The sequence below is a fragment of the Sulfitobacter profundi genome (assembly GCF_042661425.1).
Lineage (GTDB): Bacteria > Pseudomonadota > Alphaproteobacteria > Rhodobacterales > Rhodobacteraceae > Sulfitobacter > Sulfitobacter profundi.
In genome coordinates, this window is the sequence record NZ_JBHSWA010000004.1 from 29,755 (window position 1) to 44,357 (window position 14,603).

The window sequence follows — 14,603 nt, forward strand, 5'->3', positions numbered from 1 at the left end:
GCGCGCGTCAGGCATCGGGGGCAAAGATCACTTCGGTCTCCCAACCCTTGCATTTCTCTGCTAGCCCGGCGGGCAGGGGCAGATCGGTAAAGAACATATCCACCTCCCGCGCCGAAGCGATGCGCGCCGGGGCGGAGCGTTTGAATTTGGAATGATCCGTCACCAAAAAGGTCTTGCGCGACTGCGCGATGATACATTGGCTGACCCCCACTTCTTCGATATCGAAGTCGAGCAGATCACCATCCGCGTCCATGGCCGAACAGCCGATCACCGCGATGTCGAACTTGAACTGGCGGATCGTTTCGATTGTCAGATTGCCGACCAGCCCACCATCCATGCGGCGCAGCGCCCCGCCCGTCAGCACGATGCGGCATTCGGGATTGTCGACCAGAATATTGGCGACATTCATGTTGTTCGTCACCACCATCAGATCGCGGTGATGCAGCAGAGCGCGGGCCACCGCCTCGGTGCTGGTGCCGATATTCAGAAAGACCGAACAACCGTCGGGAATATGTTCGGCACAGGCGCGGGCGATGCGATTCTTGGCCTCTTCGTGCAGGTTGCGCCGCTCGGCATAGCCGATGTTGCTGGCCCCCGAAGGCAGCACCGCGCCGCCATGCACCCGCTCAAGCTTACCACTATCGGCCAGTTCCGTAAGGTCACGGCGGATGGTCTGATGGGTCACGCCGAAATGCTCGGCCAGCCCGTCGACGGTGACTTTGCCTTCGCGCCGGGCGATTTCAAGGATGTCGGGATGGCGGAATGTCTGTGAAATGGGTGTCGCTCCTGCCTGCTGTTGGCGCATTATCTCCAGTGTTTTGTCTAACGCAAGCAATCGCGCAGCAGGTTGTGGTTAGCATGTTCGATATACTGGTGAAACGAACATAAACGAAAATAAAACTTGTGCAGATGAGAGTCGTTTCGTAACACTGCCCCTAATTGGACAGTCTGAGATGGGGGAGGGCCGGATTTTGAACCAACAGCCCGATAGCCATGTGCCCGCTGCCCCGGTCGATCTTTTCGTCATCGGTGGGGGCATCAACGGCGCCGGGATCGCGCGCGACGCCGCAGGACGGGGGTTGAGCGTGACCTTGGCCGAGATGAATGATCTGGCCTCCGCGACCTCTTCGGCCTCGACCAAACTGTTCCACGGCGGGCTGCGCTACCTTGAGTATTTCGAGATCGGCCTTGTGCGCCACGCGCTGACCGAGCGCGAAGTGCTGCTGAAAGCGATGCCGCATATCTCTTGGCCGATGCGTTTCGTGCTGCCCTATCACCGCGACATGCGGTTTGAGGGGGACACGCCGACCTCCAAATTGCTACGGCTGTTCATGCCTTGGATGCGGGGCCGCCGCCCGGCGTGGCTGATCCGCTTGGGCCTGTTTCTCTATGACAATCTCGGCGGGCGCGAGATCCTGCCCGCCACCCGCAGCCTTGCGCTGCGCGGCACGCCCGAAGGGGCACCGCTGGAGGATCGGTTCGAAAAAGCCTTTGAGTATTCCGACTGCTGGATCGAAGACTCCCGTCTGGTGGTGCTCAACGCCCGCGATGCCGAACTGCGCGGCGCACGCATCATGACCCGGACCAAAGTCATCTCCGCTGACCGCAGCGCGGACGGCTGGCTGGTCACAGTTGAGCATGGCGCGGATGGCCAACGCGAAGTGATCCAAGCGAAGATGCTGGTCAACGCGGGCGGCCCATGGGTGGGGGACATCATCCACAATACCGCGCGGCTGAACTCCTCCGAAGGGGTGCGGCTGGTGCGCGGCAGCCATATCGTGACCAAGCGGCTTTACGATCACGACAAATGCTATTTCTTTCAAGGCACCGATGGGCGGATCATTTTTACGATCCCCTATGAGCAGGATTTCACCCTCATTGGCACCACGGACGCAGATCACCCCGATCCTTCCGTCACCCCGGAATGCACCCCCGAAGAGCAGGATTACCTGATCAACTTCGTGAACGGCTATCTCAAGCAGGACATCACCCGCAAAGACATCGTCTGGACCTATTCCGGCGTCCGCCCGCTTTATGACGATGGGGCCAGCAGTGCCACGGCGGCCACGCGGGACTATACGCTCAAGGTGGACGAAACCGGCGGCGCGCCGATTCTCAATGTCTTTGGCGGCAAGATCACCACATACCGCAAACTGGCCGAAGACGCGCTGGATCTGATCGCCCCGCATTTCGGCGGGCTGTCGGATCATTGGACCGCTGGCGTGGCGCTGCCCGGCGGTGATTTCCCGGTGGACGGTGTCGCGCAGTTGATCGCGCGGTTGAAAGCGGATTATGACTTTCTTGATGAAAGCTGGGCAGCACGGCTGATCCGCGCCTATGGTACCGATGCATGGGCGATGATGGGCGCGGCGAAAACGCTCGCGGATATGGGCGAGCATTTCGGCGCGACCCTCACGGCGGGTGAGGTCGCGTGGCTGATGAACAAGGAATATGCCCTCAGCGCAGAGGACGTCGTTTGGCGCCGCAGCAAGTTGGGCCTGCGAATGGATGAGGCGCAGATCGCGCGTCTTGATGAATGGATGCAGATGCGCGCGGCGAAACAAGCCGCCTCTGCGGCGGAATGAGGGGAGGACGAACGTGAGTTTGATCCTAAAAAACGTGTCGAAAACGGTGGGCGGTCAAACGCATATCCACCCGACCGACCTGACCTTGGAAAAGGGCACGATGAACGTGCTTTTGGGGCCTACGTCTGCGGGCAAGACCTCGCTGATGCGGCTGATGGCCGGGCTTGATGTGCCCAACACGGGCCAAGTGATCTGGAACGGGGAGGATGTCACCGGGATGCGCGTCCAAGACCGCAAGGTGGCGATGGTCTACCAGCAGTTCATCAACTACCCCTCGATGACCGTTTACGACAACATCGCATCGCCGATGAAGCTGGTGGGCAAGTCGAAGGATGAGATCGACCGCGCGGTGCGCGAGACGGCTGAACTGATGCAACTGACCCCGATGCTTGACCGCAAACCGCTGGAGCTTTCGGGCGGCCAGCAACAGCGCTGCGCCTTGGCGCGGGCGCTGGTGAAAAACGCAGGGCTGGTGCTGCTGGATGAGCCGCTGGCGAACCTCGACTACAAACTGCGCGAAGAGCTTCGCGCCGAGATTCCGCGCATCTTTGAACGCGCCGGGTCGATCTTTGTCTATGCCACGACAGAGCCGGAAGAGGCGCTGCTTTTGGGCGGCAACACCGCGACGCTTTGGGAGGGCCGCGTCACGCAATTCGGCCTGACGCCAAGCGTCTACCGTCGGCCTGAGAATGCCACGACGGCGCGGGTCTTCTCCGACCCGCCGATGAACTTCCTGAGCATGACCAAATCGGGCAACACGCTGCGGTTCGACGGCGGTGAGATGCCCGCTCCTGCCACGATGGCGAGCTTGAAGGACGGCGAATATACCGCTGGTTTCCGCCCCAACCACCTGACACTCGCAGCGCAGACCCCCGGCGCGATCGGCTTTGACGCGGTGCTGAACGTGACCGAGATCACCGGCTCGGAGACGTTTATCCACCTCGACTATCACGGCGCGAAATGGGTCGGGCTGGTGCATGGCATCCAGCATCTGCAACCCGGCCAGCCGCTGCCGGTCTATCTGGATCCGGCGCACATTTACTTGTTTGACGCGAACGGGGCGCTCGTCTCTGCCGCGCCCTATGCGGAGGCGGCATAATGGCCAAGATCACGCTTGATAACCTTGCGCATTCCTATTTGCCGAACCCCGGCCATGAGGATGATTTTGCCCTCAAGGAATTGAACCACGACTGGATCGACGGCGAAGCCTATGCGCTTCTGGGTGCGTCCGGTTGCGGTAAATCCACCCTCCTCAACATCATCTCGGGGCTGTTGCAGCCCTCTCAGGGTCGTATTCTGTTTAACGATGTCGATGTAACCCACGCCCCCACCGCCGAGCGCAACATCGCGCAGGTGTTCCAGTTCCCGGTGGTCTACGACACGATGACCGTGCGCGACAATCTCGCCTTCCCGCTGCGCAACCGGGGTGCGGATGCCTCTTATGTTGCAGATCGCGTGCAGCAGATCGCGCAGATGATCGGCATGGAAGACGAGTTGAATCGCAAGGCGCGCGGCCTCACGGCGGATGCCAAGCAGAAGATTTCGCTGGGTCGGGGCATGGTGCGTGAAGACGTCAACGCGCTGTTGTTCGATGAGCCGCTGACCGTGATCGACCCGCATATGAAATGGGAATTGCGCACGCAGCTCAAATCGCTGCACCACGAATTTGGCCACACGATGATATATGTGACCCACGACCAGACCGAGGCGCTGACCTTCGCCGATAAGGTCGTCGTGATGTATGATGGCCGGGTGGTGCAGATCGGCACGCCGCAAGAGTTGTTCGAGCGGCCCGCGCACACCTTCGTGGGCTATTTCATCGGCTCGCCGGGGATGAACCTGTTTGATGCGCAAATCTCTGGCAATGCCGCGCAGGTCGCGGGCACACACATTGACCTGACCAAAAGCTACGCCCCCAAAGGTGGCAAAACCCAGCTGGGCGTCCGGCCCGAGTTTATCCGTCTTAACGGCGAAGGGCTGGGCCTGCCTGCCAAGGTGACGCGCGTCGAAGACGTGGGCCGCCACAAAATCATCCGCCTTGATGTGGCCGGCCAGCCGGTCAGCGCCATCGCCGAGGAAGGCGCGTCCGTGCCGAGTGAAAACACCGCGATCAGTTTCGATCCGGCGGGCATCAATGTCTATGCCGACGATTGGCGCATCAGCGCAGAGGGAGAAGCCGCATGAACAAGACCGTCAACCAAAAGGCATGGTTCCTTGTCCTGCCAGTTCTGATCCTCGTGGCCTTCTCGGCTGTGATCCCGCTGATGACCGTGGTGAACTATTCGGTGCAAGACACCTTTGGCCGGAATGAATTTTTCTGGGCCGGGCTTGAGTGGTTTTCCGACATGCTGGACAGCGACCGGATGTGGGATGCGCTTGGCCGACAGTTGATCTTCTCGGGTGTCATTCTGGCGATCGAAATTCCGCTGGGCATCTTTGTTGCGCTGAACATGCCGAAAAACGGGTTCTGGGCCAGCTTTTGTCTGGTGCTCATGTCGCTGCCGCTGCTGATCCCGTGGAACGTGGTCGGCACCATCTGGCAAATCTTTGGCCGCGTCGACATTGGCCTTTTGGGCTACACGCTCGACAAGCTCGGGATCACCTATAACTACACCCAAGACATCACCGCCGCTTGGATCACTGTTGTGATCATGGATGTCTGGCACTGGACCTCGTTGGTGGCGCTCTTGGCCTACGCCGGGCTGCAATCCATCCCGGACGCCTATTATCAGGCCGCGAAGATCGACCAAGCCAGCCGTTGGGCCGTGTTCCGCTACATCGAACTGCCCAAGATGGCAGGCGTGCTGATGATCGCGATTCTGCTGCGCTTTATGGACAGTTTCATGATCTATACAGAGCCGTTCGTCGTGACGGGGGCGGGCCGGGCAATGCCACGACCTTCCTGTCCATCGACTTGGTGAAAATGGCCATCGGCCAGTTTGACCTCGGCCCCGCAGCGGCGTTCAGCCTGATGTATTTCCTCGTTATCCTGTTGATTTCATGGGTGTTCTACACCGTGATGGTCAACCTCGACAAAAGGGATGGTGTGTGATGACCGACACAACCGTGCAAGCCCCCGGTGCCGCGCCCATTCCGGGTGACGTGACCACTGCCAAACGCGCCCGGCGCAGCCGCTTTCGGCCCAAAGGGTCTGTGGTGGTGATGACCCTCTACCTGCTTTTCCTGCTACTGCCGATCTACTGGCTGATCAACATGAGCCTGAAGACCAACGCAGAGATCCTGGGGAGCTTCTCGCTCTATCCGCGTGATTTGACGCTGGCGAACTATGCCAAGATCCTCACCGATCCGAGCTGGTATATGGGCTATGTCAACAGCCTGATCTATGTTGTGCTGAACACCGTGATCTCGCTCGCTGTGGCGCTGCCTGCGGCCTATGCTTTCTCGCGCTACAGCTTTATGGGCGACAAGCATCTGTTCTTCTGGCTGCTGACCAACCGCATGGCCCCTCCGGCGGTCTTCGCGCTGCCGTTCTTCCAGCTTTATTCCTCCGTCGGGCTGTTCGACACGCATATCGCCGTGGCGCTGGCGCATTGCCTGTTCAACGTGCCGCTGGCGGTCTGGATCTTGGAAGGGTTCATGCGTGGCGTGCCGAAGGAGATTGACGAGACGGCCTACCTTGATGGTTACTCTTTCCCGCGCTTCTTCATCCGTATCTTCACCCCGCTGATCGCCAGCGGCATCGGGGTCGCCGCCTTCTTCTGCTTCATGTTCTCATGGGTGGAACTGCTGCTGTCGCGGACGCTTACTTCGGTCGACGCGAAACCCATCGCCGCCACTATGACCCGTACTGTTTCGGCCTCGGGCCTCGACTGGGGCGTGCTGGCTGCGGCGGGTGTGCTTACAATCGTGCCGGGCGCTTTGGTAATTTATTTCGTCCGCAACTACATTGCCAAGGGCTTTGCTTTGGGGAGGGTGTAATGAAACTGTCCGAATTTGTAGAAGAAACGCTATCGGAAATCGAAGCCGGGATCAAAAACGCTCGCAAAGAAAGCAATTCCCCATGGATCGCTCTCGGTTCAATTGGAGTGGAGCCAGTTTGGAAGCAGCAAACCGTAGACTTCGAGATAGCGGTTACAACTAGCAAAGAAGGCGGGGGCGGCTTGAAGGTATTCAGTGCAGGTGAGTTGAGGGCCGGAGCGTCAAAAGAAGAGATCAATCGGATTTCATTTTCCGTGCCGGTGTTCTTTAACTCAATCAGTCTGGAGGATGCATAATGTCTTGGATGGCTTGGACCATGCCCACCGCGATCTTCTTCGGTGTCATCGCGCTGTTACTCGTGACCTTCACGATCCTCGCGATCAAATTCCCCGAGACGCCACGCACCGGCATTCTCAGGATCGAAACAACCCGTGGTGACCGTCTGTTCATCACGCTTCTCGGCTCGGCCTTTATCAATTTGATCTGGCTGGGTTTCGAGGCGGGGCCGCAGCCCTATGCGCTGCTGGTCTGCCTTGCCTATGCCGCAGCCGTATTTCGCTGGGTCTAGGCGCTATCACGGCTGATCCCGGTTAATCGGGGCAGCCATACGACACGACCAAATGTCTAGGGAGGACATAATGAAACGATCTGTCATGAAATCGAGTACCGCACTTGCGGTCACGCTCGGTCTGCTCGCCGGACCAGTATTTGCGGATATGGATGCCGCGAAGAAATTCCTCGACGAGGAAATCGAACGCTCCGCGCTGAGCCGCGAAGAGCAAGAGGCGGAGATGCAATTCTTCATCGACGCTGCTGAGCCGTTCAAGGGCATGGACATCAAAGTGGTGTCCGAGACAATCACCACCCATGAATACGAGGCCAACGTGCTGGCCCCGGCCTTCACCGCGATCACGGGCATCAACATCACCCACGACCTGATCGGCGAAGGTGACGTGGTCGAGAAACTGCAAACGCAGATGCAGTCGGGCGAGAACATCTATGACGCCTATATCAACGACTCTGACCTGATCGGCACGCACTGGCGCTACAAGCAGGCGCGCAGCCTGACTGACTGGATGGCGAACGAAGGCAAAGACGTGACCAACCCCGGTCTCGATCTGGACGATTATATCGGCCTTGATTTCACCACGTCGCCTGACGGTGAGCTGTACCAGCTGCCCGACCAGCAGTTCGCGAACCTCTATTGGTTCCGCCAGGACTGGTTCACCGATCCTGAGTTGATGGCTGAGTTCAAAGAAAAATACGGCTATGAGTTGGGCGTGCCGGTCAACTGGTCTGCCTATGAGGACATCGCTGAGTTCTTCACCGGCCGCACCATCGACGGCGTCGAAGTCTTTGGCAACATGGACTACGGCAAAAAAGACCCGTCGCTTGGCTGGCGCTATACCGATGCGTGGATGTCCATGGCTGGCATGGGCGATGTCGGTGAACCCAACGGCCTGCCGGTCGACGAATGGGGCATCCGGGTCAACGAAAACTCGCAGCCCGTCGGTTCTTGTGTGACCCGTGGTGGTGCGACCAACGATGCGGCGGCGGTCTATGCGATCTCCAAATCCATCGAATGGCTTGAAAAGTACACGCCGCCCGCAGCCGCTGGCATGACCTTTGGCGAAGCCGGCCCGGTACCTGCGCAGGGTGCCATCGCCCAGCAGATGTTCTGGTACACCGCCTTCACCGCGGACATGGTGAACGATGCCGCCAAAGCCGTGCTGAACGAAGACGGCACACCCAAGTGGCGCATGGCACCCAGTCCACACGGTGCCTATTGGAAAGACGGCCAGAAGGTCGGCTATCAGGACGTGGGCAGCTGGACGCTGATGGAAAGCACCCCCGTGGATCGCGCCAAAGCCGCATGGCTCTATGCGCAGTTCGTGACGTCGAAAACCGTTGATGTTGAAAAGGCCCACGCCGGTCTGACCTTCATCCGCGAGTCGACCATCCAGCACGAAAGCTTCACCGAACGCGCGCCGAAACTTGGCGGTCTGGTGGAATTCTACCGTTCGCCCGCGCGGGTGGCATGGTCCCCCACCGGGACAAACGTGCCGGATTACCCCAAGCTGGCGCAGCTGTGGTGGCAGAACATCGGCGACGCAATGTCCGGTGCGAAAACCCCGCAAGAAGCGCTCGACAGCCTCTGTGCCGAGCAGGAAAAAGTGCTGGAACGGCTTGAGCGCGCAGGCGTCCAAGGCGATCTGGGTCCGAAGATGAACGAAGAGCAGGAAGCCTCCTACTGGCTGGAACAGCCCGGCTCGCCGGTTGCCAAGCTCGACAACGAAGACCCTGAGCCCGAGACAATCAGCTACGAAGAGTTGATCAAGTCCTGGCAGTAAGCCAAACTTTTGGGGGCCGGGGCGCAACAGCGTTCCGGCCCCTTTTTCATTCCATAAGACAACCGGGGGCTGCGCCATGACCCATATCCTCGCCATTGATCAAGGAACCACATCCTCGCGGGCGATCCTTTTTGACGGCAACATGGCCGTGACGGCCACCGCCCAAGAAGAGTTTCCGCAGCATTTCCCCCGTTCCGGCTGGGTTGAGCATGATCCCGGCGATCTGTGGTCCACCACTGCGGGCACCTGCCGCGCGGTGATCGAAAAAGCAGGCCTGCGCCCCGATGACATCACCGCCATCGGCATCACCAACCAACGTGAGACGACGCTGGTCTGGGACGCCAAGACCGGCCAGCCAGTCTATAACGCCATCGTTTGGCAAGACCGCCGCACTGCCGATTTCTGCCGCGCGCTGCGCGAGAGTGGTGACGACAAGATCATCACCGAACGCACGGGCCTGCTGGCCGATCCTTATTTCTCCGGCACCAAGCTGAAGTGGATTTTGGATAACGTCGACGGGGCGCGCGACCGCGCACAGGCGGGCGAGTTGCTTTTCGGCACGGTCGACAGCTACCTGATCTGGAAGCTCACAGGCGGCGCGCGCCATGTGACTGATGCCACCAACGCCGCGCGCACCATGCTTTATGACATTCACAAGGGCCGATGGAGCACGACGATCTGCAAGATGTTCGACATTCCCGTCGAGATGCTGCCCGAGGTCAAAGACTGCGCCGCCGATTTCGGCATGACCCGTCCCGATCTGTTTGGCCGCGAGATTCCGATCCTTGGTGTGGCAGGCGACCAGCAGGCGGCGACCATCGGGCAGGCTTGCTTCCAACCGGGCATGATGAAGTCGACCTATGGCACGGGCTGTTTTGCGCTGCTGAATACGGGCGAAACGGCGGTGACTTCAACCAATCGCCTGCTGACCACCATCGCCTATCAACTCGACGGCAAGCCAACCTATGCGCTCGAAGGGTCGATTTTCGTCGCTGGTGCCGTGGTGCAATGGCTGCGCGACGGGCTCAAGATGATCCGCGAGGCGAGCGAGACTCAAGCACTGGCCGAACAGGCCGATCCGCATCAGAATGTGGTGCTGGTGCCCGCCTTCGTCGGCCTCGGTGCGCCTTACTGGAACGCGGAGTGTCGCGGCGCGATCTATGGGCTGACGCGCAACTCCGGCCCCGCGGAACTGGCCCGCGCGGCGCTGGAAAGCGTCGGCTACCAGACCCGCGATTTGCTGGAGGCGATGCAGGCGGATTGGGCCGCACAGGGGCAGGCGGGCGAGATCGCCACCCTGCGTGTCGACGGCGGGATGAGCGCCAGTGACTGGGCGATGCAGTTCCTGTCCGACGTGATCGGCGCCTCGGTCGACCGTCCTGATGTGCTGGAAACCACGGCGCTTGGTGCGGCATGGTTGGCGGGGCAGCGGGCGGGCATCTATCCGGACATGGAAGGCTTTGCCCGCGAATGGGCGCTTGATCGGCGGTTTGAAATGGAGATGGATGCGGCGACGCGGGATGAGAAATACGGCGCATGGAAGCGCGCTGTGAACGCCACGTTGCAATTCTGATGGAGGGGATCGCAGCCTTTGGTTTCGCCACCGCTGGGCGCATCCGCTTTGGCCGTGGGACCGCTTCAGAAGCCGTCGACGCCGCGCTCAGCTTTGGCCGCCGGGTGCTGATTTTACGCGGTGGTTCCGTCGCTTGGGTCGATGAGCTCAGCCGCGAACTGACGGCGGCTGGATGTGACGTGACCGAGGTCCGCAGCAGCGGCGAACCCTCGGTCGAGGATGTCCGCTCTGCCGCTCTGGCAGGGCGCGGAGCGCAGGTGGTGCTGGGCGTCGGCGGAGGGGCGGTCATCGACCTTGCCAAAGCCGCAGCGGCGCTGATCCCGTCGGATTGCGACGTGATGGAACATCTCGAAGTCGTGGGCGCGGGCAAGCCGCTGCAAGCCGACCCGCTGCCGATGATCGCGATCCCGACCACCGCGGGCACCGGGGCCGAGGTCACCAAAAACGCCGTTATCGCCGTGACGCAAGCCGCGCGAAAAGTCAGCCTGCGCGACGACCGAATGCTGCCGCGTTTGGCCTTGGTCGATCCTGCGCTGACGGATGGCGCGCCGCGCGGCGTCACGTTGGGGTCGGGCCTTGATGCGTTGGTGCAGGTGATCGAGCCCTATCTTTCAAGCAAAGCCAACCCGCTCAGCGATGCGCTCTGCCGTGCCGCGATTCCGCAGGGGATTGCCGCGCTCAAACGTCTGGCGGCGGGCGAAGACCCTGCCGCGCGGGACGCGATGGCCTATGTCAGCCTGTCGGGCGGTTTGGCGCTGGCGAATGCGGGCCTCGGCGCGGTGCATGGGCTGGCCGGTGTGATCGGCGGGCAGTTTGGCGCGCCGCATGGGTTGATTTGTGGGCGTCTGCTGGGGCCGGTGCTGGCCGCCAATAGTGATGTGCTCGGTGCCTCCCGGCGGTTTTCAGAAGTGCAGACATGGCTGGCAGAGGGTTTTGATCTGCCCGAGACCGGCACATTCACCGCCCTCTCGGCCCTGCTTGACGATTGGGGGCTGGAGCGTCTGAACCGCTGGATCCCCGAAGGGACCGACCTTGTAGAGACTGCGCAGGAAGCGGCGGCGTCTTCCTCCATGCGGGCAAACCCCTGCGCCCTCAGCCAAGATGCGCTGGAAAATTGCATCCGGGCTGCGCTGTAAGTCGGGCAGGGGCCGGTTGCCCCCGCCCGTTTGTTCTCACGCGGCACGCGGCGGTGTATTGCCGTCGCCCAGGTCCCAGAACACGCCCGCCATCACCCGCAGCGCATCGCGGCAGACGGGTTTCAGCACATGTTCATCCGGCGCGTGCTGCGAACAGCTGCGATAGGAATGCGGCACCCAGACCGTCGGCAGACCCAGAATATCGCTGAAACTGTCGTTGGGCAGGGAGCCTGCAAGGTTCGGCAGGATATGTGGCGCTTTTCCGGCGCTTTTCGTGAGGGAGGCCGCCACGAACTTCACCCAAGGGTGATCCGCATCCAGCCGCGTCGCGCGGAAGAAGCCACGGTCATGCGGCTCGATCCGCACCTCCTCAAACCCGTGTTTATCAAGGTGGCGGCGCAGCGCGGGCAAGATGTCTTCGGGATCGGTACCGACCACATAACGCAATTGGCAGGTGGCGGTGGCATAGGCCGAGATCGCGTTGACCGGCGCTTCGGGGACGCCGCTTTTCATCGCGAGAATGGCAAAGCTGTTCCAGCCATAGGCGCGCTCGACCGGGGACAGGTCTTCTTCGCCCCAGTCGGTGTCGATGGCGGGGCCATCATCGCTTTCGATCGGCAGGTCTTTCAGCGCGTCGCGGACCGAAGGTGTCAGACTGTCAGGGCGCCATTCAGCGATCTGGATTTGCCCGCGTTTGTCGGTGATGGTCGCCAGCGCTTGGGCCAAGATCATCGCCGGATCGGCAAGCAAGCCACCCCAATTGCCCGAGTGATGCGCCCCGTCGCGTTTGTCGATGATCAGATCGAAAGAGACCCCGCCGCGCGAGCCCATGAACATGGTCGGCACATCGGGTTGCAGGCGCGGCCCGTCCGAGGCGATCAACACATCCGCCGTCAGCTTCTCGCGATGTTCGGTAAAGAACTCTGGCAAGCCCGCGCTGCCGGTCTCTTCGCTCATCTCGATCACGATGCGGCAGTTGAACCCCAGCTTGCCGCGGGTCTTCAGCACGGCTTCCAGCGCCGCGATATTGATCAGGTGTTGGCCTTTGTTGTCGGCGGTGCCACGACCATACAGCTTGTCGCCTTCCTCAACCAGTTTGAAGGGATGCAGCCCCTCGCGCCACTGGTCGGTTTGGGCGCGGATCACGTCGCCATGGCCATAGGTCAGCACGGTCGGCAGATCGTCGCCCTCGCGGCGCTCACCGACCAAAAGCGGCCCGCCGCGTGGGTCGGGGTTGTCGTGCAGCGAACAGGTAAAGCCCATCGCGGTCAGGCGCGGCTTCATCGTCTCGGTCAGGTAGCGCATGAGTTCAGGCGCTTGGTCGGGGTTCTGGCTTTCGGTCTCGTAAGAGACGAGGGTGCCCAATTCGGATTGGAATGTGCCGTCGTCGAAATAGGTCGTGATCGCTTGGATCGCGCTGTCGCGGGTCATGCTTAAAGGTCCTTTGTCATATCTTCGGAAACGGCGTCGCCCCAGGGCGACATGATCTCGGTGCAGCCGGAATTGCGCCCCGCGTCGCGCATTACACCTGCCGGGCAGGCAAAGGCGTAGGGAAAGATCGTGCGCTTTGTTTCGGCGACGGTGCTGTCTTCGCGCAGACGGTCCAGCACATCGCGCGGCAGGTCTTCGTCGGCAATGAGTTGGTTCGCGTCCGAAGCGTCGATCCGGGGCGCGTGGAAGCTTTCCTCCAACGACATGTCGAAATCGGTGACGAAGGACGACAATTGCGCCACCGCGCCGAGGATCTTGCGCCCGCCGGAGGCCAAAAGGCAAAGCGTTTTTCACCCTGTTCGCCGACCACCGGGCAGACGTTCATCAAGCAGCGTTTGTCCGGGCCGAGCGAGTTTGGGCGGCCCTGAACGGGATCGAACCACATGATGCCGTTGTTCATCAAAAACCCGGTCGACGGCGAGACGACCCGCGAGCCGAAGATCGACAGCAGTGTCTGGGTCTGCGCCACCATATTGCCGTGACGGTCGACGACCGAGAAATGCGTGGTGCAGCCCGGGGCCTCGGGGCTTTCGCCGGTGTCGCCCATCGATCCGAGCCGCCGCGCATAAGCGCCCTTTAGCGCCGCAGCCATCGCGGCATAGCTGTCGGGGCCGGGAGCGCTGCCGAGGTCTTCGGTTTCCAGCGAGGCAAAGGTATCGCGGAAGGTCGGGCCAGCGGTCAGCCCCGGCACGACATGGAACCGCGCGTCGCGGTAGGCGAAATCGAGCGGTGCGTGGAACTCGGCCCGGTAGGCTTGCAGGTCGTCGCGGCTGAGGCAGCCGCCTTTCTCCTGCACATCCCGCGCCATCGCGGCCCCGAGGTCTCCATCATAAAGCGCGCGCGCCCCGTGCCGCGCGATCTGGTCAAGGCTGTCGGCCATGCGCGATTGATCCAGCCGTTTTTCGGCCAGCGCGGTCCAACCGCTGATCGTCGGCCATTGCCCATCTTCGAGGAAAACCGCCGCAGCGTCGGCATCTTTGGCCAATTCGCGGGTGCAAGAGGCGATGACGAGTGCGGCATACCAATCCACCAACAGACCCTGCCGGGCATGTTCAATTGCTGGGACAAGCAGCTCGGCCCAAGGCATTTTGCCGAAACGTTCATGCGCCCGGCCCAACCCATCGACCACACCCGGCACGGCAATTGCCGTAGCACCCTGCACGTTACGGTCGCCTTCGACATGCTCCCACGGGAACAGATCGCCCGCCTTGCCGCGCCCGCTGAGCGGATAGTTCGCCGGGTCTAGCGCGCCGGGGCTGCGCATACCGTGGTTTAGCGCATGGGCCTGACCTTCTTTAGCGCGCCAAAGCATCATTGCCCCGCCCCCGGCAGGGCCGCTCATCCATGGCTCCAGCACCCCGATGACGAATGAGGTGGCCACGGCCGCGTCTACCGCATCGCCCCCCGCCGCGAGAACTTCGGCCCCCGCGATTGCTGCCAGACGGTGCTGTGCAGCGACGACGCCATGTTCGGTTTCGATGACGGTTTTGCGGGTTTGACTGCTGTGCGACAGGTTCGATGACATGGG

At 61.4% G+C, this 14,603-nt stretch carries 12 protein-coding genes and 1 pseudogene; 10 read left to right on the forward strand and 3 right to left on the reverse strand.

What is annotated here, in order from left to right:
- Nucleotides 1-7 precede the first annotated feature (7 nt).
- Entirely contained in the window at nucleotides 8-775 is a 768-nt protein-coding gene (locus ACFQAU_RS20050) for a DeoR/GlpR family DNA-binding transcription regulator (protein WP_067628842.1), read from the reverse strand.
- A 178-nt stretch (nucleotides 776-953) separates the two neighbouring features.
- On the opposite strand from ACFQAU_RS20050, the gene glpD reads away from it, so the two are divergent.
- The 10 genes and pseudogenes from glpD to ACFQAU_RS20100 all read left to right on the forward strand — a co-directional run bounded on the left by glpD (nucleotide 954) and on the right by ACFQAU_RS20100 (nucleotide 11,584).
- Nucleotides 954-2,585 carry a glycerol-3-phosphate dehydrogenase gene (glpD, locus tag ACFQAU_RS20055; protein ID WP_132445321.1) on the forward strand — a complete coding sequence of 544 codons (1,632 nt, stop codon included), beginning with the start codon at nucleotides 954-956 and terminating at the stop codon, nucleotides 2,583-2,585.
- A gap of 13 nt (nucleotides 2,586-2,598) precedes the next feature.
- Nucleotides 2,599-3,684: an ABC transporter ATP-binding protein gene (locus ACFQAU_RS20060; RefSeq protein WP_067936725.1), complete on the forward strand. Its 1,086-nt coding sequence runs from the start codon at nucleotides 2,599-2,601 to the stop codon at nucleotides 3,682-3,684.
- A complete protein-coding gene (locus tag ACFQAU_RS20065) occupies nucleotides 3,684-4,769 on the forward strand; it encodes an ABC transporter ATP-binding protein (protein ID WP_132445318.1) in 1,086 nt (361 codons plus the stop codon). The genes ACFQAU_RS20060 and ACFQAU_RS20065 overlap by 1 nt, the downstream gene beginning before the upstream one ends.
- Nucleotides 4,766-5,637: pseudogene (locus ACFQAU_RS20070) on the forward strand (carbohydrate ABC transporter permease). Before ACFQAU_RS20065 ends, ACFQAU_RS20070 begins: the two are co-directional and overlap by 4 nt.
- The gene (locus ACFQAU_RS20075) at nucleotides 5,637-6,524 is read left to right on the forward strand and encodes a carbohydrate ABC transporter permease (RefSeq protein WP_132445312.1); all 888 of its coding nucleotides are present in this window, start codon (nucleotides 5,637-5,639) and stop codon (nucleotides 6,522-6,524) included. Before ACFQAU_RS20070 ends, ACFQAU_RS20075 begins: the two are co-directional and overlap by 1 nt.
- Complete coding sequence (locus ACFQAU_RS20080; RefSeq protein ID WP_132445309.1) at nucleotides 6,524-6,820, forward strand: trypco2 family protein; 297 nt, start codon at nucleotides 6,524-6,526, stop codon at nucleotides 6,818-6,820. The genes ACFQAU_RS20075 and ACFQAU_RS20080 overlap by 1 nt, the downstream gene beginning before the upstream one ends.
- Entirely contained in the window at nucleotides 6,820-7,092 is a 273-nt protein-coding gene (locus ACFQAU_RS20085) for a DUF2160 domain-containing protein (protein WP_007121386.1), read from the forward strand. Before ACFQAU_RS20080 ends, ACFQAU_RS20085 begins: the two co-directional genes overlap by 1 nt.
- An 85-nt stretch (nucleotides 7,093-7,177) precedes the next feature.
- Complete coding sequence (locus ACFQAU_RS20090; RefSeq protein WP_132445591.1) at nucleotides 7,178-8,875, forward strand: ABC transporter substrate-binding protein; 1,698 nt, start codon at nucleotides 7,178-7,180, stop codon at nucleotides 8,873-8,875.
- Nucleotides 8,876-8,951: 76 nt separating this feature from the next.
- Entirely contained in the window at nucleotides 8,952-10,448 is a 1,497-nt protein-coding gene (gene glpK, locus ACFQAU_RS20095; protein ID WP_120352348.1) for a glycerol kinase GlpK, read from the forward strand.
- Nucleotides 10,412-11,584, forward strand: coding sequence for an iron-containing alcohol dehydrogenase (locus ACFQAU_RS20100; RefSeq protein WP_132445306.1), 1,173 nt, complete (start codon nucleotides 10,412-10,414; stop codon nucleotides 11,582-11,584). Before glpK ends, ACFQAU_RS20100 begins: the two co-directional genes overlap by 37 nt.
- A gap of 36 nt (nucleotides 11,585-11,620) precedes the next feature.
- Here ACFQAU_RS20100 and ACFQAU_RS20105 read toward each other — a convergent pair whose 3' ends face one another.
- Nucleotides 11,621-13,015 (reverse strand): M20 family metallopeptidase, encoded by a 1,395-nt coding sequence (locus tag ACFQAU_RS20105; protein WP_132445303.1) that lies wholly within the window; start codon nucleotides 13,013-13,015, stop codon nucleotides 11,621-11,623.
- A 91-nt stretch (nucleotides 13,016-13,106) separates the two neighbouring features.
- Nucleotides 13,107-14,600: a gamma-glutamyltransferase gene (locus ACFQAU_RS20110; RefSeq protein WP_386284851.1), complete on the reverse strand. Its 1,494-nt coding sequence runs from the start codon at nucleotides 14,598-14,600 to the stop codon at nucleotides 13,107-13,109.
- Between the last annotated feature and the right edge of the window lie 3 nt (nucleotides 14,601-14,603).